Raw genomic sequence first — 18,701 nt, 5'->3', positions numbered from 1 at the left:
GTGTATCCAGACGGGTCGCACGCTGTCAATAAACATATATATGATTAATATCCTTTTCTCGTCCGACCGCATCAGGTCGGCAACATGCCTGCCATGAGGTCGGCCGTCATCTCCGCGGTCGCTGCCGACAGTGTCCAACCTAGATGCCCATGCCCGGTATTGTAGAGGACCGACGGACGCTTGCCGCGGCCGACGCGCGGCATCAGGTCAGGCATCATTGGCCGCAATCCGGCCCATGGTACGACGCTGCGTGTGCTCACGCCGGGGAAGCATTGCCTTACCCAGTCAATCAGCGGCGCAATGCGGTCGGCTCGGATATCGCGATTAAAACCATTGAACTCGGCCGTCCCGGCAACACGAAAGCGCCCCACGCCAAGCCGGCTTGTCACCAGCTTGGTGGCATCGTCGAGCAGACTGACATTGGGAGCAGCGGCCCGGCTGGCGTCATCCGTAAGGTTGACCGTAATCGAATAGCCCTTTACCGGATACACATTGACACGGTCGCCCACGCGGGCGGCCAGGTCGCGACTCGCCGTCCCGGCGCAGATCACCACCGCATCGCAGAGCACCTTATCGTTGGCACCATCTTGCAGCACATCGACCTCGGCACCATGCGCGGTGGCAGCGAGATCGATCACCCTGCACCCGAATCGCATCTTCACGCCGAGGCGCTGGGCGGCTGACGCGAGACCGAAGGTAAACTTGTGGATGTCGCCGGTACTATCGCTCTCGGTGTAAAAGCCACCGTAGTACGTGCCGGCCAGCGTGGGCTCGATCGCACGCATTTCAGGCGGCGTGACGGCGCGCCGCGGCAGTCCGCCTTGTGCCAGCAGCTTCGATACCTGCCAGGCGTGGTCGAATCCGGCGCGGTCGCGATAGATGTGCAGGATGCCTTCGCGCTTGTGGTCGAAGTCGATGCGTTCGTCCGCAGCCCATCGGAACAGGTGCTCGCGCGCGGCGACCGCCAGCCTGGCGGTGACGATCGTGTTGTCGCGGTAGCGCGGCATGGCGGCGACGAATTCGGCGAACCACGACAGCTTGTGCCAGCTCGGTTTGGGATTGACGAGCAGCGGCGCATCGTTCTTCAGCATCCACTTCAATCCCTTGAGCACGGTGGAGGTGTGGTTCCAGACTTCCGCATTCGAAGCGGACAACTGGCCGCCGTTGGCGTACGATGTTTCCATCGCTGCATAGGGGTGCCGTTCCAGCAGGGTGACGGCGTAGCCGCGCTTCGCGAGCGCATAGGCAGTGGTGACACCGGTGATGCCGCCGCCGATGATGGTGATGGTTCTCATGAGGATAACTCCCGATCGTCAAAGGTCGATCATTGCGCACCTGCGCAGTGACACCCCCTCTGTTTTGGACCTGAGAGATTCACGCGGGCCGTTGTAAAGGCCTGCACTTGCTCCTGCGGTGTACCCGGCGACGTCGGCCGGGCAGCTCTTCAGAGTGTTCAGCATCGGTACCGGTCCTTTTGCCTGAGAGTTTCCGGGGCGGTTGCTCCTTCGGCGCTGTTCCGCCTGGCGGACAGTCTCTCCCGATACGATGGCGGCGTCGAGCCGCGATAGTAGAACCTGATGCGGCCGCACCGGGCGGTCGCGAAGATGTGTCAACACTCGACGATATTGACGGCCAGGCCGCCACGCGACGTCTGCACGAGCCCGCCCAAGGGGTCGCAGGTCAGGCCCAGGTGGTGTTCCATGCCCATCTCCGCCGCGTTCCCGACCTGGCCCAATCTGGCGCCCAGCTGTAGAGCATACCGACGGCGCCGGCCGTCAGAAGGAAGTCGACGATGCCGTCATCGGTCGCGCCCGGGACGGGGCGGTCATCGTCGCGCAGCACGGCCGGGATGATGCCGGTACAGTTCGGGCCATTGGGTGTTCCGCGAAGACCGTGCGTGAACTCGAGGGCCCGATGCCGACCTTGGACAAATCAAATACGCTGACGGCCATACACCTTTTCCTTTGCTTCCGCGCCGTCAGGCTGGATCCACGCGAGCCCAATCAGGCTGCCGATAAAGGCAACGATCCCAAACACGGCAAAGAACAGTTCCATGCCCGCGCTGACGTCGCCACCCGAGCGTGCGATGAGCAGTCCAATCGCAGCCGGGGCGACGATGCCTGCGCTGGTCACCACGCCGTTGTGAATCGCGAGCATGGCCCCACGCTTCTCCGGCGCCGCGATGTGCGCCACGATGGCGTAGCCGAATACCGGCAGCAGGTTGATTGCCAGGGAACCGATGAAATACAGGGCCAGCACGGCGCGCATGTCGCGGTGCGCCAGGTGCATGGAAAAATAGGCGGCGGCGCCCACCGCGCACCCCAGCATCGGCGGGACAACCATCGCTTTCCGGAACGATGTCCCTGCCTTGAGCGCACGTTCCGCCAGCCAGGACGCGATGTAGCTCAGTACGATCACGGCCAGCGTCAGGGTCGTGAGGTAGATGGCCATCGTGCCCGGCGCAAGCCCCACGCCCTGCTGCAGATAGACGGCCAGCCAGCTGAATCCGAGCACGTTGGGCATGTACCCGATGAAGCCCAGGAGGGACACGGTGATGAAGGTTCGGTTCAGCAGGAGCTGCCGGTACGTGGCCGACTTGCCTGCTGCGCCGTGCGCGCGGTCGTCGACCTGGCCTTCGCGGCCGAAGACCAGCCACAGCGCGATCCAGACGAGGCTCAGGACGCCAAGGGCGACATACGACTGTCGCCAGCCATATTTCAGGATGGCCAGCGGCAGCACCGCGCCGGACAAGAGCCCGCCGATGGCCAAGCTGATCTGGAGGAGCGACGAGATCCTCACCCGTTCGCCCGGCGCGACCCATTTGAACCCGGCGTGCTGGGTGATCGCGGTGGCCGGACCGGTGCCGATGCCCAGCAGCAGGCGGCTGACCACCAGCGAAGCAAAGCCGGACGCGAAGTTGACGATGAACTGCGAGGTCGCCCACACCGCCGACATGCCTACCAGGATCCATCTGGTCTTGACCCGGTTCGCGAGAAAGCCCAGCGCGATGCCGGACACCGAGTACAGGAAGAAGAATGCGCTGCCAGCGAATCCGAACTGCACTGGCGTCAATGCGAGATCGCGGATGATCGCCGGCCCCGCGAATGAAAAGATCAGCTTGTCGCAGGCACTGATGACGACCACGCACATCAGCAGCAGTATCGTGATCCGGCGGTGGCCGGTGTGGGGGGTGCTCATGTCGATATCTCCTCGTGGGTATCGTTATGCCGGCGCGAGCACAGTCTCGACAAGCGCGCCCCAGAAACCGGCGCCGATCGGGATGATCTCGTCGTTGAAATCGTAGCCGGGGTTGTGCACCGAACACCCGCCGAAGGTGCCGACGCCGTTGCCAAGTGCGATATAGCAGCCCGGCCGCGCTTCGGCCATGGTGGCGAAGTCTTCGCTGCCGAGACCGCCCTTGCGCTTGACGGTAATAACGTTCTGCTCGCCGAGCAGCTTGGTCAGCACTTTCCTCGAGACCGCCGTCGGCTCGGGATGATTGACCAATACCCCGATGCAGTGTTCGAATTCGATCTCGAACGACACCTCATAGGTGGCGCACACGCCCGCCACGACCCCGTTGATCCGCTCTTCGAGCTGGTTGCGTACCTCGGGCGTGCAGGCACGTGTATTGAGTTTGACGACGGCTTCGTCGGGAATCACGTTGAAGGTCTCGCCCGTGTGGATGGCACCCACGCTGATGACGGCCGTCTCGTCGGGCGACACGTTGCGTGCGACGATGGACTGCAGGGACATCACGAGGGCTGCCGCGGCCAGGACCGGATCCCGGGTCAGATGCGGCATGGCGCCGTGGCCGCCCTTGCCGCGGATGCGCACGGTGGCGCGATCCGACGACGCGGTGATGGGCCCTTCCAGGCAGACCGCCTGGCCGACCGGCAACCCGGGCGCATTGTGCATCGCATAAACGGTATCGCACGGGAAGCGCTCGAACAAGCCGTCTTCGATCATCTTGCGGGCGCCATCCAGGGTTTCCTCCGCCGGCTGGAAGATCAGGTGCACGGTGCCGTCGAAATCAGCATGCCTGGCGATGTAATCCGCACCGCACAGCAAGGTTGCCGTATGGCCGTCATGGCCGCAGGCGTGCATCTTGCCGTCATGGACGCTGCAGTAGGCACGCCCCGGGGCTTCCCGGATGGGTAACGCGTCCATGTCGGCGCGCAGGCCGATGCTGCGCGTCGAGTTGCCGCGCTTGAGGGTGGCGACGACGCCCGTGCCGCCGACGCCCTCGGTCACGTCGTACCCCAGTTCGCGCAGCTTGGCGGCGACCAGCGTGCTGGTTTCCTGTTCTTCGAATCCGAGTTCCGGATGGCGGTGGATCCACTGGCGGATGGTGGTGTATTCGGGCGCCATTTGCCTGGCTTTTTCGATGTGACTCATGATGAACCTGTGTTGGGTTGTTGATAGGCTGAACGGCGTGTTGCGCGGTCAGAAGTTGTGGTACATGCCAACCGCGAGATCGGAGACCCTGGCGCCGGCAGTCGGGAGCGGCGACCCGCTCGCGTAGTCGATCGTCATCGCGGATTTGGCGCCGTTCCGGATCAGGGAATAGCGGAAATACAGGGCTGTGAGCCTCGACAGGAAGTACTCGTCGCCGAGGGTGGTGGCGAAGGCGTGGTTGCGGCTCTGCGTGGTATCGCGGTACACGACCGACAGCTTCCACAGGTTGGCGCCGAGCCGTGCCGTACCGCCCAGCGAGCTGACGCGGGCCATGTAATTTCCCACGCGCTTCGGGGCGATCAGCTGGTAGGAAGCGGACACCACATATTTGCTCATGTCATAGACAAGCGCCGCCCCGGATGCATCGGTGCGCACCGTGGTATCGGTACAGGTCACCTGGCTGGGATCGCCGGATTTCGGATCGCACCAGGTCTGGTTGAACGACGCCACGCTGTACAGACGATGGCCGCCCGGTGTGGTCACCCAGGTCAGGTTCACGCCGCGGTTTTGCGTGGCAGGTCCGCCCTGCGACCGGTCGGTCTTGACCGCATACAGCCACTGGGTGCTGAGACCCGCGATGGTTGGCGACATGTAGACGATCGACTTGTTGACCCGGGATTCCACCGTGCTGGACCCTTTGCCGAGATCGGCGGCACCGCTCAGGTAGGCCCAGGGCGAAATCTTCGCATTGCCGAGGAACGGGTCGACGTACAACTGCAGGCCGACACCAAACTGCTTACCCATCTGCAGCGTACCGTAGCGCGGATTGGTCATCGCGATCGTGGACTGGCGATTGAACAGCGTGCCCGCCTGTTGCAGCGTGCCGTCATCCGCATTCAGTCCCGCCTCGAGATCGAAGAACACTGCGGTGCCACCGCCCAGCTCTTCCCGTCCGTAGAAGCCGAGCTTCGACGTCCATGTGCCGCCGCTGAGCATGCGGTTTACCGTCGTACCACCTGCATCGAGACGGTCGAGATAAAGGTCAACCGATCCGTAAACCTTGAACGCATCGCCGGCCTTCGGTATCAAGCCAGGATAAAAACCGGGCAGGAACGATTCAAACACACCTTGCGCACACACTGCCCCGTGTACTGCGTACAAAACCACTGCCAGCGTACCCACCTTCAGTTGAATCTTCCGCGCTTCCACTGCCGTCCCCCTGTCCTGGTTAAGTCGTTTCCGTAATCGTTTATGACAGGACGATTAAACGACAGCTGCATTTTTCCAACAAAGGAAAAGTTTTCACTGGTATAAAATTTGGTTATATTTAAAGGCGTTTCCCGTTCGGAGCACTCATGAAGTTGAACCAGTTGAAAGCGCTGGTGGCGATCGCCAAGGCCGGCAGTATCCAGGAAGCGTCACGGTTGATGAACGTCACCCAGCCGGCGCTCAGCAAGTCGATCATCGAACTCGAACGCGAGCTTGGCGTTCCCCTGCTCATCCGCGCTGCCAAGGGAGCGACCCTCAATTCGTACGGCACGATGATTGCGAAGCGGTCGCGCGCTATCCAGAAGGAAGTGGATAAGATCTACGAAGAAGTGGATGCCCTGCGTGGTGACCAGAGCGGACGGGTAACGATCGGATTGTCGCCGCCGGTCGGCGGCGCGATCGTGGCGGAAGCGGTCGGCACTTTTCGCAAACAGCGCCCGTCGACGCTCCTGCATCTGCTGGAATTGCGGCCGTCGCAGATCATCGACGGACTGCGCGATGGCATGCTCGACTTCGGTATCGTCAGCCATTACGGCGAAACCGGGCCAGCGGGCCTGAAATGGGTCAAGCTCTACAGCACGGCGTCCAGGCTGGCAATCGGCGGTACGCGCGCGCGCGCGCGCCACACCATCGAGGAACTGGGAGGATTGGAATGGCTTGTCATGGATGCGCCCGACGACGCGTTCAGTTTCATGCGTACGCTGTTCTCCAAGCTCAACGTGCCGTTGCCGACACAGGTCCTGCATTGCTCGTCGGTTACATTGTATTTTCAACTGGCACAAAGGCTGAATGCCGTGAGTGCCTGGGGCGAGATGGCATTTACGACGCTGGACGAGCTGTTTCGGCGAGGGGTCATGAGCCCGATCGAACTCGACACGGAATTGCCGGGGATGAACATATTCCTGGCGTATCAGGACGAAGACTTGCTGACGCCGGCCGCAGCAGCGTGTATTCGATGCCTTCACGCCACTGCCGCCAAGCGCAGATAAGTATGGGTATATCGCCAGGCCAGCATTTCCAGCAGTAGTATTTTCCTCCAGGCGATCGTTTCTGTTACAGAGTAGCCACCGAAGTCAGGAACCTCCGCGTTACGCCGTCCGCCATTGCCTTCAATTCTGCCTCGTCAAAAACGGAAGGCGGGTCCGACTTGAGTGCTCTCGACTGGGCGCCCATGACACATCCCAAAAACATATCCGACATCACTTCCGGCCCGCATGCGAGGCACAACCGATCCGACCATACGGCCGTGGCGAAGTAGTGCTCCAGGTGCCGTCGCCATGGACCACAATGAACAGGATCGATTTTCTGCGCGAGGGGGATGTCACGCGCAGCCATGGCGTCGGCGTACAACCGGCGCGCCACTGGTGAAAGCGTTTGGCGAAGCAGGTGGAGCGCAATCGTGCTCAAGGTGATGTCGACGCCTTGGTGCCTGTCCCGCAACTCGGCCGAACAGGCGATGTCGCGCTCGAGTTCACGATCGATGATCTTGCACAGCACGCCATGTTTGCCACCGAATTGCGTATAAATCGTCCGTGTGGCCACGCCCGCAGCACGCGCAAGCGACTCGATGCTGACTTGGGCGAATCCCCGTTCGAAAAACAGATGTTTGGCCACGTCGAGCAAGGCATCGTCGCGTTCGTCCACCCGGCACAGTGGCGTCCTGCCCGCTTTGCCCATGCTAGACTCTCCAGGGTCGACGGAAGGGCACAGGCTTTTGCGGAAGGACCGCAGATATCCCTTCCGCGAAGTCATCGTATTGCGTCGTCCCGGCACATGCGGCAAAACGTTCGCCTGCCGGCGACACTGTCAGTACCGAACCGTGACACATCGTTGGTATCACCATCAGGACGGGAATGGCTGGATCGATTCAAACCGTTTCGTCCGGCACGCCAACGTGGCCTTCCATCAGCACGCGCGCGCTTTGGCGCATCATGGTTTTGATCACGATCCATTCTCCCCCTATCTGGAGCACGTCGCCGCCCACGCGTAACGTGCCGGATGGATGGCCGATGCGTACCTCGCGGTCATCGCCAGCCGCAGCCTGGCCGACCACGGTGCCGTGAATCGCGGCGGCGCTGCCGATTGCCACCGCCACCGTGTCCATCATGGCGTCGTGCAATTTGCCCATCGAGAGTACGCGTACCACCAGATCGATATCCCCTGCTGCAATTTGTCGGCCGCTTGTGGACACGTAATCGGCGGGCGGGGCCACGAAGGCGAGCTTTGGAACGTGCCTGCTTCGTGCCGCCTCTTCCACCTGCCCGATCAGGCCCATGCGCACGGCACCGTGGGCGCGGATCGTCTCGAACATCGCCAGCGCCTTCGGGTCGCCGTTGATGGTCTCCTGGAGTGCCGTACCCGTGTAACCAATATCGGTCGCGTTGACGAAGATCGTCGGGACGCCGGCGTTGACGAGGGTCGCGGGCAACGTGCCGATGCCCGGGACGTCCAGTTCGTCCCACAGCTTCCCGGTCGGGAACATGGCACTGCCAGTCCCTTTGACGTCTACGACCGGGTCGATGAATTCCAGCTGGAAGTCGTCCGTCTCCTGGGCCTGCCCGTGCACGACAGGGACGCGAACAATGATCGTCTTGCCGATGTTGGCCTGCCAGATGCGCACGTCCACGATGCCGCCTCGACGAAGACGCTCCCGATGAATGATGCCGCTGCCGATGGCGAAAGCGCCGACCGCCGCCGACAGGCTGCCGCACTCGCCATTCCAGTCGACGAAGGAGTTGCCGACGTCGACCTCGCCGAACAGGCAATCGACATCGTGGCAAGGACGTGCGCTTCTCGACACGATGACGGTCTTGCTCGTGCCGGGCGTGGCGCCGCCCATGCCGTCGATGTGCTTCGCGTACGGGTCCGGGCTGCCGATCACGCGCAGGAGGAATTTGTCGCGCGCTTCGCCCGGGACCCGTGCCGCTTCGGGCAGGTCTTGCAGGCGGAAGAACACGCCTTTGCTGGTGCCGCCGCGCATGTAGACGGCGGGGATTTTGATTTGGGGTGCGTGAGTCATATGTGTTGTCCCTAGCCCGTCTTCCCCGCGCAGGCGGGGACCCAATTTGCACGCGCCGTCGAGATGCGTAAGAAATTGGGCCCCTGCCTGCGCAGGGGCGACGGTTTTTTTTATGCTGCCACTTTGGATGAAGCGAGAAAGTCCTGCGCGAACCGCTGCAGCACCCCGCCCGCCTCGTAGATCGACACTTCCTCGGCCGTGTCGAGACGGCAGATCACCGGCACCTCGACCGTCTCACCGGACTTGCGATGGATGACGAGGGTCAGCGTCGCACGGGGCGTGCGCTCGCCGACAACGTCGAGCGTCTCCGTGCCGTCGATGCCCAGCGTGAGGCGCGTGGTCCCCGGCTGGAATTCCAGCGGCAGCACGCCCATGCCGACGAGGTTCGTGCGGTGGATGCGCTCGAAGCCTTCGGCCACGATGGCTTCCACGCCCGCCAGCCGCACACCCTTCGCGGCCCAGTCGCGCGACGACCCCTGGCCGTAATCGGCACCGGCGATCACGATCAGCGGCTGCTTGCGCTCCATGTACGTCTCGATCGCTTCCCACATGCGCGTGACTTGGCCTTCCGGCTCGATGCGCGCGAGCGATCCGGCACGCACGCTGCCGTCCGGATTGCGCACCATCTCGTTCTTCAGGGTCGGGTTCGCGAACGTGGCGCGCTGCGCCGTCAGGTGGTCGCCACGGTGCGTTGCGTACGAATTGAAATCTTCCTCAGGCAGGCCCATCTTCGCGAGGTATTCGCCCGCGGCGCTATTCATCATGATCGCGTTCGACGGCGACAGGTGATCGGTCGTGATGTTGTCGCCCAGGACCGCCAGCGGGCGCATGCCGGTCAAAGTCCGTTCACCCGCGAGCGCGCCTTCCCAGTACGGCGGACGGCGGATGTAGGTGCTCATCGGGCGCCAGTCGTACAGCGGCGCGACCTTGTCTTCGGTGGCTTCGCGGCGCGCGAACATGATGTCGTAGACCTTGCGGAACTGCTGCGGCTTCACGGCGCGCTCGACGACGGCATCGATCTCCGCATCGCTCGGCCAGATGTCCGCCAGGCGCACCGGATTGCCGTCGGCATCCAGGCCCAGCACGTCCTTCTCGATGTCGAAGCGGATCGTGCCCGCGATCGCATACGCGACGACGAGCGGCGGCGACGCGAGGAAGGCCTGCTTCGCATACGGGTGGATGCGGCCGTCGAAATTGCGGTTGCCCGACAGGACGGCGGTCGCGTACAGGTCACGCTCGACGATCTCCTGCTGGATCGCCGGGTCCAGCGCGCCCGACATGCCGTTGCAGGTCGTGCACGCGAACGCGACGACGCCGAAGCCCAGCTGCTCCAGTTCCGGCAACAGGCCCGCTTCTTCCAGGTACAGCGGCACGGCCTTGGAACCCGGCGCCAGCGAGGACTTCACCCACGGCTTGCGCGCGAGCCCGCGCGCGTTCGCGTTGCGCGCGAGGAGACCCGCAGCGACCATGTTGCGCGGGTTGTTCGTGTTCGTGCAGCTCGTGATCGCGGCGATGATCACGGCGCCGTCCGGCATTTTCCCTGGCTCGTTCTCGACGATGCCCGTGATGCCGTGCTGCGCCAGCTCCGTCGTCGCCACGCGCTTGTGCGGGTTCGACGGGCCGGCGATGTTGCGCACGACGGTAGCCAGATCGAAGCGCAGCACGCGTTCATATTGGGCGTTCTGCAGCGTGTCCGCCCACAGGCCCGTTTCCTTCGCATACAGCTCGACCAGTTTCACGAGCTCGTCGTCGCGGCCCGTCAGCTTCAGGTATTTGATCGTCTGTTCGTCGATGGCGAACATCGCCGCGGTCGCACCGTATTCCGGGGCCATGTTGGAGATCGTCGCGCGGTCGCCCAAGGTGAGATTCGCGGCGCCCTCGCCGTAGAACTCGAGGTAGGCGGACACCACTTTCGACTTGCGCAGGAATTCCGTCAGCGCCAGCACGACGTCGGTCGCGGTGATGCCGGGGCCCGGCTTGCCGGTCAGCTCGACGCCGACGATGTCCGGCAGGCGCATGTACGACGCGCGGCCCAGCATGACGCTTTCCGCTTCCAGCCCGCCGACGCCGATCGCGATGACGCCCAGCGCATCGACCATCGGCGTGTGCGAATCGGTGCCGACGAGCGTGTCGGGGAATGCCACGCCATCCTTGACCTGCACCACGGGGCTCATGCGCTCCAGGTTGATCTGGTGGAGGATGCCGTTCCCCGGCGGGATCACGTCGACGTTCTCGAACGCCTGTTTCGTCCATTCGATGAAGTGGAAGCGGTCCTCGTTGCGGCGGTCCTCGATGGCGCGGTTCTTCGCGAACGCGTCCGGATCGAAGCCGCCACACTCCACCGCCAGCGAATGGTCGACGACGAGCTGCGTCGGCACGACCGGGTTCACGAGGGCCGGATTGCCACCTTCAAGCGCGATGGCGTCGCGCAGGCCGGCCAGGTCGACGAGGGCCGTCTGGCCGAGGATGTCGTGGCACACGACGCGCGCGGGGAACCACGGGAAGTCAAGGTCGCGCTTGCGCTCGATGATCTGCTTCAGCGACGGCACCAGCGCCATCGGTTCGCAGCGGCGCACGAGGTTTTCGGCCAGCACGCGCGAGGTGTACGGCAGGGTGTCCCAGGCGCCGGGCTGGATCTCCTCGACGGCGGCGCGCGCATCGAAGTAATGGAGGCTGGTGCCGTGCAGGGGTTTGCGGTAATTGCTGTTCATGATGAAGAACCTTGTAAATTCAAACGTCGTCCCTGCGGAGGCAGGGACCCAAGTTCTGCGTGTGCCGTCGAGATGCATGCAAAATTGGGCCCCCGCCTTCGCGGGGGCGACGGCATTTCGCGCGGGCTTACTTCCGTTCCGCGAGCGGCACGAACTTCAGGTCTTCCGGACCGACGTAATTCGCGCTCGGGCGGATGATCTTGTTGTCGATGCGCTGCTCGATGACGTGCGCGGACCAGCCGGACGTGCGCGAGATGACGAACAGCGGCGTGAACATCGCCGTCGGCACGCCCATCATGTGGTACGAGACGGCCGAGAACCAGTCGAGGTTCGGGAACATCTTCTTGACTTCCCACATCACGGATTCAAGGCGCTCGGCGATGTCGAACATTTTGGTCGAGCCAGCCTTGTCGGACAGCGAGCGCGCCACTTCCTTGATCACCTCGTTGCGCGGGTCGGAGATCGTGTAGACCGGGTGGCCGAAGCCGATGACGACTTCCTTGTTCGCCACGCGGCTGCGGATGTCCGCTTCCGCCTCGTCCGCGTTCTCGTAGCGCTTCTGGATCTCGAACGCGGCTTCGTTGGCGCCGCCATGCTTCGGACCGCGCAGCGCGCCGATCGCGCCCGTGATCGCCGAATAGATGTCGGACCCGGTGCCGGCGATGACGCGGCCGGTAAAGGTCGACGCGTTGAACTCGTGTTCCGCGTACAGGATCAGCGACGTGTGCATCGCTTGCACCCATTCCTCCGACGGCTTCGTGCCGTGCAGCAGGTGCAGGAAGTGGCCGCCGATCGAATCGTCGTCCGTTTCGACATCGATGCGCTTGCCGTTGTGGCTGTAGTGGTACCAGTACAGCAGCATCGAGCCGAACGACGCCATCAGGCGGTCGGCGATGTCGCGCGCGCCGGCGATGTTGTGGTCCTCTTTTTCCGGCAGCACGCAGCCCAGCACCGACACACCCGTGCGCATCACGTCCATCGGATGCGCGCCGGCCGGCAGCGCTTCCAGCGCGGCTTTTACCGCGTGCGGCAGGCCGCGCAGCGATTTCAGCCTGGCCTTGTAGCCGCGCAGCTCCGCCTCGTTCGGCAGCTTGCCGTGCACGAGCAGGTAGGCGATTTCCTCGAACTCGCTGTTGCCGGCGACGTCCAGGATGTCATAGCCGCGGTAGTGCAGGTCGTTGCCGGAGCGGCCCACCGAGCACAGCGCGGTATTGCCGGCGGCGACGCCGGACAGCGCCACGGATTTCTTCGGTTTGAAGGTAGCGCCCTCTTGTGCTTCACTCATTTCTTGGTCTCCTGTGTAGATTTGTTCTGGGCGAACAGCGCGTCGAGCTTCTGTTCGTAGCGGTGGTAATCGATGCGCTCGTACAGTTCGGCGCGGGTCTGCATGGTGTCGACGACATTCTTCTGCGTGCCGTCGCGGCGGATGGCCTCGTAGACGTTTTCCGCGGCCTTGTTCATCGCGCGGAACGCGGACAGCGGGTACAGCACGATGTCGACGTCGGCGCCGCGCAGCTCGTCCACGGTGAACAGCGGCGTCGAACCGAATTCCGTGATGTTGGCAAGGATGGGCACCTTCACCGCCTTCTTGAATTGCGCGTACATCTCCAGGCTCGTGATAGCTTCCGGGAAGATCATGTCGGCGCCCGCCTCCACGCACGCGACCGCGCGCTCGACGGCTTTATCGAGACCCTCGACGGCCAGCGCGTCAGTGCGCGCCATGATGACGAAGTTGTCGTCCGTGCGCGCGTCGACGGCGGCCTTCACGCGGTCGACCATTTCTCCCTGGCTGACGATCTCCTTGCCCGGACGGTGGCCGCAGCGCTTGGCGCCGACCTGGTCCTCGATATGGCAGGCGCCCGCGCCGGCCTTGATCAGCGAACGGACGGTGCGCGCGACGTTGAACGCGGACGAACCGAAACCGGTGTCGATGTCGACGAGCAGCGGCAGGTCGCACACGTCGGTGATGCGGCGCACGTCGATCAGCACGTCTTCGAGCCCGGAAATGCCGAGGTCCGGCAGGCCCAGCGACCCGGCCGCGACACCGCCGCCGGACAGATAGATGGCGCGATAGCCGGCCCGCTTGGCCAGCAGCGCGTGGTTGGCGTTGATGGCGCCGATGACCTGCAACGGGTGTTCTTCCTGAACGGCCTGCCGGAACGCGGCGCCTGCGGAATATTGGAACATTGCTTACCTTTCGCACGGTTTCAGAGTTGAATTCACTGCTCAACTGCAAACGCCGTGCCAAGGTTCAATAATTCACTGTTTTTTCCTTTAATTCAGTAACTTAATCATACTGGCCAGCTATGGGTGCCGATCCCGCGCCCACGGAATGAAACATATTTTGTTTCAGACTGTGCAACTCGAACTGAAACATGCGACACTGGCGCTACGTGAAACGACAGCATGAAACACACAGCGATTTACGCCGGGATGTGCCCATGCTCCTTGGACGAGGCTGTGCCGTCGTAAGGTTTGAGCCGGTAGGTCGCGCGCCCCTCCCGCTTGGCCTGGTAGAGCGCGATGTCGGCGCACTCGAGCAGATCGGCCGTGACGATGCGGGCACCTGCGGCGAACGCCAACCCGATGCTCGAACTGACCCGCAGCGCGCCACTGGACAACATGAATGGGGGCTTCATCGCTTCGACAATCTTGGCGCCCACGATGCCGAGCATGGCGCTGTCGCTGACGTCTTCCAGCACGATCAGGAATTCATCGCCGCCGAGGCGGGCGACGACGTCGGTCTGGCGCACACAGCTCAGCAGGCGCCTGCTGAATTCGCGCAGCACCTGGTCGCCCACTGCGTGGCCGAGGGTATCGTTGATCTGCTTGAAATAATCGATGTCCAGGAAAGCGACGCCCATCGGACGACCGTTGCGGCTGCTGCGCCGTGCAGCCTCTTCCAGTTTTTCGTCGAGATGGAGGCGGTTCGGGAGGCCTGTGAGCGCATCGAAGCGCGCCATGTTGGCGAGCTCCTGCTGCGCCTGCTTCAGATGGGTCACATCGGTACTGAGAAGATAGAGACCGGCGACCTGGCCCGTCCCATCGGTCTCGGGTATGAAGTTCAGTTGCAGCCAGCGATCGTTCCGACCGGGTGTCGGTTGCAGTTCGAACTCGACCCGTTCCCCGGCCAGCGCACGCGACAGGAACGGCTTGACGACCTCGGCACGGCTGGGATCGGTGACATCGATCACGTCCATCAGGCTGCGTCCGACCAGATCATCCGGGCGCATCCCGGTCCATTCGGTAAACGTCGCATTGCAGAACTCGAAATGCAGTTCGCGATCCACGTAGGCGATCAGGACCGGCAGGTTATCGGTGATCACGCGCAGGCGTTGTTCGCCGGCGGCGTGGCGCAGCTCGATCGCCCTGCGTTCGGTCACATCCTGCCATATCGAGAATACGCTGAGCAGCTTGCCGTGCGGATCGATTTCAGGAACGAAATTGCAGGCATAGTAGCGCTGGATCCCGTCGACCGCGACCGCGAATTCGAACGTGAAGCCTTCTCCCGTGAGCGCCTGGTCGAAATGCGTTTTCAGCGCTCCATATGTCTGTGCTGACAGGGCTGTCGATATGTGACGCCCCAGCAACTCCTCGTAGCTGAGAATCAAGCGCGCTCGCATTGCGGCGTTGGCGAACAAGACATTCCCGTGCGGATCGAACTGGCAGATTAGCGCCGGCAAATTATCGGTGATTGCCAGCAAACCGGCATCGCGCACATTCACTTCCGGCGCGCCCGTATCACCAGCCACGCCGGACCACAGCCACCGCGCCAGCGCGCGTCGCGATCGGGCAAACAGTCCAAGTTCCATTTCCACATTCCCTCGTACAAGCCGGCTGCTGTACTGAAACAATCGTGGGCCGATTATAGGGTCGGGATGCGGGATATACGATCTTTAGGACAATTTTTGTAGTCTGTAGGCAACGCTATGCACGCCAACTAATTATTTTTTATGCAATATTACCCGCGACTTTATCGAATGCGACCGCCATACGTTCGGGATGATGGCGCTTGGACCGGGGCATTGCATGGTCGAGCTTGAACTGCGCCAGCGCCAACGATAGCTGGCCAGTTTGCTCGGTCAGCGATTCCGCGGCCGCCGATGCTTCCTCGACCAGCGCCGAGTTCTGTTGCGTCATCTGGTCCATGTCGTCGATCGCGCGGCCGATCTGTTCGATGCCCTCGGCCTGGCACTGTCCCGCAACACTGATCTCGGCCATGATGTCGTGCACCTTGCGGACCGAGGCGACGATCTGTTCCATCGTGGCGCCCGCTTCATCGACGAGCGCGGTGCCGGCGTTGACCTTGGCGACGGAATCGCCGATGAGTTCCTTGATTTCCTTGGCGGCGGCGGCGCTGCGCTGGGCCAGCGTACGCACTTCGCCCGCGACGACGGCGAAGCCGCGTCCCTGTTCGCCCGCGCGTGCTGCTTCCACCGCCGCGTTCAATGCCAGGATGTTCGTCTGGAAGGCAATGCCATCGATCACGGTGATGATGTCGACGATCTTCCTGGCAGACGTGTTGATCGCGCCCATGGTGGCGACGACGTTGCCCACCACCTCGCCACCCCGGGTGGCGATGCCCGTCGCGGATACCACCAGCTGATTGGCCTGACTGGCATTGGCGGCGTTGGCACGCACGGTGTCCGTCAGGGATTCCATGGCGCGCGCCGTGTTTTCAAGGCGTCCAGCCTGCGATTCCGTGCGGCTGGCCAGGTCGGCGTTGCCGCTGGCGATCTCGGCGCTGGCCGTGGCGATGGTCTCGGCCGACGTCTTGATGCCGGAGACCATCGTCGCCAGGCGCGTGCGCATTTCCTGCAGCGCGGCCAGCAGGCTGTGGTCGTCGCCCTTCTCGAGGCGGATGTCCATCGACAGGTCGCCGGCCGCAACAAACCGCGTGATCTCGCGTGCGTATTCCGGTTCGCCGCCCAGCTGTTGCCAGATGGTGCGGATCACGAACCACGACACGCCGATCAGGGTGGCGATCACGATCGACGCCGTGATGATGGTGACAGACAGCACGCGGCGCACGCTCGAGCTGCTGCGCGCGATGCCGTCCTTGAAATTCTGTTGCGCCTGCTCGTTGAGCTTGGCGACGTCGGCATTGAGCACCGTCAGCGCGCCCTGCATACGTTGCACGGTCGCCTGCGGATCGCCCTGCTCGAGTTCGAGCATGATCCTGGCGGCCGAGACGGCCGGCGCATAGTAATCCTCGAATTCCTTGGTCAAGCGTTTGCCGGTCGCATCCATGCCCGGGATCTTCGTGACGTCGGCGAGCTTGCCGCGGACCTTGTCGGCCTGGTCGCCGATCTGGGCGATGCGGGCCTTGTCGCCTTCGGAGACGGCATCGCGCAGACCGTCGGTGATGCCCTGCAGGTCCGCGGTCAACGCCTTCGCCGTGCCCAGGGCCGGATAGTCGATGGTCTCGGTCGTGTGGATCGAGTCCAGGGCGCCGCTCGCGATGCTGGCGGAGACCGCCACGCCGAGGCCGAAGATGATGGTCGAGATGACCGGGAGTGCCCAGATCTTGCGCTTGATGCTCATGCTGCCGTCTCCTGAAACGCATGTTCGCCGCCCGGTGGACCGGGCGGTCGTCACGCTTATTGTGCGGTATAAATCACCTTGACCGATGCGTCGACCGCGCTCTTCTCGATGTAGCCGATGGCCTTCGAGTCGCTTGCCACGATCTTCTTCACGGCGGCACTATCGGCGGCTTCCTTGGGCATCGTCGCCTTGCCGGTGAACACCAGCTTGGACCACAAAGCCTTGACCTGGGACGCTTCCTTGTCCGTCACCTTTTTATAGAACTCGGCACGGATCGGGGCGCTTTCCGGCTGGTCGACCGGGCTCAGAGTGCTCGATTTACCGAGAAAAAATTGCGCAACCTCATCCTTCGTCATCGAGGATTCGGCGGCTTTCGGGTTCACGACGACTACCACTTCGGCGCTGGCCGGCAGGGCCAGAGCGAGCGCGGCGGTACCGAGCCAAATCTTGATCAGTTGTTTCATCACGGCTTCCTTAGAATACGAAATCGAGGGCGACGGCGCCGACGGTGACCGGGCCGTGGAAGCCCGTCTTTGGATTGAGCAATAGACCGGTCCCGTTGGGGCGCACGCGGTCGAATTGCACTTTCAGTGCCAGCGAGCGGTAGAAGTCCCAACGCACGCCGACCGAGTCGGTGGTTTGTTCGCCCGCGCCCGTGGCGTTGTTGATCTGGCTGAGACGTGCCGCCACGGCAGTAGGGAGCGCCGCGATGTTGGCCACGGCGCCCTCGCTCCTCAGCTCGGAATGCGTAAAGTACGGCAGGACTTTGCCGAAGCGGTAACCGCCCATGACGTACCACGCCTTGGAGGGTGCCACGCCGCCGGTTTTGCGCTTGGCATATTCGGACTGCGCGACGATGTTGTTCCAGTCCAGGCCGATACCGGCCGAGGTGAACGTCCCGTGCCCTGCGCTCGGACGACTGGTATGCGTCGGCGCATCGTAGACCGTCGTCCGGTGAGCCTCGGCGCGACCGAGGCGCAGCGTGAGCGGGCCGTGCTCGGCGACCAGGTTCAGGGCACCCACCCTGCGCGAGTCGACCGTGAGGCCGCCGGAGAGGTCGGCTTTGGACCGGCCGTAGGCGAACTGGGCCGTGTACGTCGTGTCGCCGTAGCTGTGCTGCCAGGTGATGTCGGCGCCATCGATGTCCTTGTAGGGAACTTGCGAATACAGTTCTTCCGGCGCACGCAGGAACGTGTTGGCGTAACCAACGTTGCGGTAGTCCGAGATCATGAAGACCGGCACGCCCAGGCGCCCAACCCGTACACCGACGTCGTCCGACAATTTGGCCTTGGCGAATGCCCATGTCAGTTCGGCACCGAAATCGTCCTCCGCATCCTTGCGCACCAGCCCCTGGGCAGTTACCGACAGCCAGCTGTTGACGGCATAGTAGGCCTGCAGCCCCAGGTTCGAATCGACGCCCGTCACGGGATTCTTTTTGGCACCGCTGGCCTGGTTCGGACGGGAATATTCCGCACCGTCGGTATCGGTCCAGGTAAGAGCGCCGGTGCCGAATCCGGTAATGCGGACCGGGGAAGTGTCCTGCGCATGGGCGATCGAGACAGCCAGCGGCAAGGTGAGCAAAGTAAGAGCGATAGCCTTCATATGACCTCTAGAGTTAAGACAAATAAGTTTCGCTTTGGAAACCCTCTAGAAATTCTAGGATTTTCTTGTTTGATTTCCTATAAGAATCACCCGTTGGTTGCGTATATACATCGTTTTATTTACACAAATTCAATTTCTGTGCAATTTAACGACGATCA

14 protein-coding genes, 1 pseudogene and 1 riboswitch are annotated in these 18,701 nt (G+C 62.9%); of the genes and pseudogenes, 1 reads left to right on the top strand and 14 read right to left on the bottom strand.

Translation table 11 applies throughout. The features are described from left to right. Nucleotides 1-71: 71 nt before the first annotated feature. The 5 genes and pseudogenes from BVG12_RS01280 to BVG12_RS01260 form a co-directional block, all read right to left on the bottom strand. On the bottom strand, nucleotides 72-1,295 hold the full coding sequence (locus BVG12_RS01280; protein ID WP_075790810.1) for a D-amino acid dehydrogenase: 1,224 nt from the start codon (nucleotides 1,293-1,295) through the stop codon (nucleotides 72-74). Between the two features lie 161 nt (nucleotides 1,296-1,456). Further along, nucleotides 1,457-1,550, bottom strand: a riboswitch (glycine riboswitch). A gap of 59 nt (nucleotides 1,551-1,609) precedes the next feature. Further along, nucleotides 1,610-1,857 (bottom strand): annotated as a pseudogene (locus BVG12_RS34910) (L-serine ammonia-lyase, iron-sulfur-dependent, subunit alpha); the annotation flags it as partial. A gap of 75 nt (nucleotides 1,858-1,932) precedes the next feature. Then, nucleotides 1,933-3,198 (bottom strand): MFS transporter, encoded by a 1,266-nt coding sequence (locus BVG12_RS01270; protein ID WP_075790809.1) that lies wholly within the window; start codon nucleotides 3,196-3,198, stop codon nucleotides 1,933-1,935. A 24-nt stretch (nucleotides 3,199-3,222) separates the two neighbouring features. Further along, nucleotides 3,223-4,398, bottom strand: a complete 1,176-nt coding sequence (locus tag BVG12_RS01265; protein WP_075790808.1) for a M20 aminoacylase family protein — start codon at nucleotides 4,396-4,398, stop codon at nucleotides 3,223-3,225. A 48-nt stretch (nucleotides 4,399-4,446) separates the two neighbouring features. Then, the gene (locus BVG12_RS01260; RefSeq protein WP_083684335.1) at nucleotides 4,447-5,607 is read right to left on the bottom strand and encodes a porin; all 1,161 of its coding nucleotides are present in this window, start codon (nucleotides 5,605-5,607) and stop codon (nucleotides 4,447-4,449) included. 146 nt (nucleotides 5,608-5,753) lie between these two features. Between BVG12_RS01260 and BVG12_RS01255 the strand changes: the two genes are divergently transcribed. Further along, nucleotides 5,754-6,656 carry a LysR family transcriptional regulator gene (locus BVG12_RS01255; RefSeq protein WP_075790806.1) on the top strand — a complete coding sequence of 301 codons (903 nt, stop codon included), beginning with the start codon at nucleotides 5,754-5,756 and terminating at the stop codon, nucleotides 6,654-6,656. A 64-nt stretch (nucleotides 6,657-6,720) separates the two neighbouring features. On the opposite strand, the gene BVG12_RS01250 is transcribed toward BVG12_RS01255, so the two are convergent. From BVG12_RS01250 to BVG12_RS01210, 9 genes are all read right to left on the bottom strand, one after another. Next, nucleotides 6,721-7,344 (bottom strand): TetR/AcrR family transcriptional regulator, encoded by a 624-nt coding sequence (locus tag BVG12_RS01250; RefSeq protein ID WP_075790805.1) that lies wholly within the window; start codon nucleotides 7,342-7,344, stop codon nucleotides 6,721-6,723. 190 nt (nucleotides 7,345-7,534) lie between these two features. Next, entirely contained in the window at nucleotides 7,535-8,686 is a 1,152-nt protein-coding gene (gene prpF, locus BVG12_RS01245; protein WP_075790804.1) for a 2-methylaconitate cis-trans isomerase PrpF, read from the bottom strand. Nucleotides 8,687-8,796: 110 nt separating this feature from the next. Beyond that, a complete protein-coding gene (acnD, locus tag BVG12_RS01240) occupies nucleotides 8,797-11,397 on the bottom strand; it encodes a Fe/S-dependent 2-methylisocitrate dehydratase AcnD (RefSeq protein WP_075790803.1) in 2,601 nt (866 codons plus the stop codon). 127 nt (nucleotides 11,398-11,524) lie between these two features. Then, nucleotides 11,525-12,682 (bottom strand): bifunctional 2-methylcitrate synthase/citrate synthase, encoded by a 1,158-nt coding sequence (prpC, locus tag BVG12_RS01235; RefSeq protein WP_075790802.1) that lies wholly within the window; start codon nucleotides 12,680-12,682, stop codon nucleotides 11,525-11,527. Further along, nucleotides 12,679-13,584, bottom strand: coding sequence for a methylisocitrate lyase (prpB, locus tag BVG12_RS01230; protein WP_075790801.1), 906 nt, complete (start codon nucleotides 13,582-13,584; stop codon nucleotides 12,679-12,681). Before prpB ends, prpC begins: the two co-directional genes overlap by 4 nt. A gap of 236 nt (nucleotides 13,585-13,820) precedes the next feature. Then, a complete protein-coding gene (locus BVG12_RS01225) occupies nucleotides 13,821-15,209 on the bottom strand; it encodes a diguanylate cyclase domain-containing protein (RefSeq protein WP_075790800.1) in 1,389 nt (462 codons plus the stop codon). 139 nt (nucleotides 15,210-15,348) lie between these two features. Then, entirely contained in the window at nucleotides 15,349-16,941 is a 1,593-nt protein-coding gene (locus BVG12_RS35595) for a methyl-accepting chemotaxis protein (RefSeq protein ID WP_075790799.1), read from the bottom strand. A 56-nt stretch (nucleotides 16,942-16,997) separates the two neighbouring features. Beyond that, entirely contained in the window at nucleotides 16,998-17,405 is a 408-nt protein-coding gene (locus BVG12_RS01215) for a type 2 periplasmic-binding domain-containing protein (RefSeq protein ID WP_075790798.1), read from the bottom strand. A gap of 10 nt (nucleotides 17,406-17,415) precedes the next feature. Next, complete coding sequence (locus BVG12_RS01210) at nucleotides 17,416-18,543, bottom strand: hypothetical protein (RefSeq protein ID WP_075790797.1); 1,128 nt, start codon at nucleotides 18,541-18,543, stop codon at nucleotides 17,416-17,418. Nucleotides 18,544-18,701: the final 158 nt, after the last annotated feature.

Source organism: Massilia putida (assembly GCF_001941825.1).
Lineage (GTDB): Bacteria > Pseudomonadota > Gammaproteobacteria > Burkholderiales > Burkholderiaceae_D > Telluria > Telluria putida.
Note: the sequence above shows the minus strand (reverse complement) of the source record. Positions and strands in the feature narration are given on the sequence as shown.

What these genes read in the sequence shown, in the direction of transcription:
- BVG12_RS01280 (WP_075790810.1), bottom strand. Translation starts at nt 1,295, where the DNA reads ATGAGAACCATCACCATCATCGGCGGCGGCATCACCGGTGTCACCACT.
- BVG12_RS01270 (WP_075790809.1), bottom strand. Translation starts at nt 3,198, where the DNA reads ATGAGCACCCCCCACACCGGCCACCGCCGGATCACGATACTGCTGCTG.
- BVG12_RS01265 (WP_075790808.1), bottom strand. Translation starts at nt 4,398, where the DNA reads ATGAGTCACATCGAAAAAGCCAGGCAAATGGCGCCCGAATACACCACC.
- BVG12_RS01255 (WP_075790806.1), top strand. Translation starts at nt 5,754, where the DNA reads ATGAAGTTGAACCAGTTGAAAGCGCTGGTGGCGATCGCCAAGGCCGGC.
- BVG12_RS01250 (WP_075790805.1), bottom strand. Translation starts at nt 7,344, where the DNA reads ATGGGCAAAGCGGGCAGGACGCCACTGTGCCGGGTGGACGAACGCGAC.
- prpF (WP_075790804.1), bottom strand. Translation starts at nt 8,686, where the DNA reads ATGACTCACGCACCCCAAATCAAAATCCCCGCCGTCTACATGCGCGGC.
- acnD (WP_075790803.1), bottom strand. Translation starts at nt 11,397, where the DNA reads ATGAACAGCAATTACCGCAAACCCCTGCACGGCACCAGCCTCCATTAC.
- prpC (WP_075790802.1), bottom strand. Translation starts at nt 12,682, where the DNA reads ATGAGTGAAGCACAAGAGGGCGCTACCTTCAAACCGAAGAAATCCGTG.
- prpB (WP_075790801.1), bottom strand. Translation starts at nt 13,584, where the DNA reads ATGTTCCAATATTCCGCAGGCGCCGCGTTCCGGCAGGCCGTTCAGGAA.
- BVG12_RS01225 (WP_075790800.1), bottom strand. Translation starts at nt 15,209, where the DNA reads ATGGAACTTGGACTGTTTGCCCGATCGCGACGCGCGCTGGCGCGGTGG.
- BVG12_RS35595 (WP_075790799.1), bottom strand. Translation starts at nt 16,941, where the DNA reads ATGAGCATCAAGCGCAAGATCTGGGCACTCCCGGTCATCTCGACCATC.
- BVG12_RS01215 (WP_075790798.1), bottom strand. Translation starts at nt 17,405, where the DNA reads ATGAAACAACTGATCAAGATTTGGCTCGGTACCGCCGCGCTCGCTCTG.
- BVG12_RS01210 (WP_075790797.1), bottom strand. Translation starts at nt 18,543, where the DNA reads ATGAAGGCTATCGCTCTTACTTTGCTCACCTTGCCGCTGGCTGTCTCG.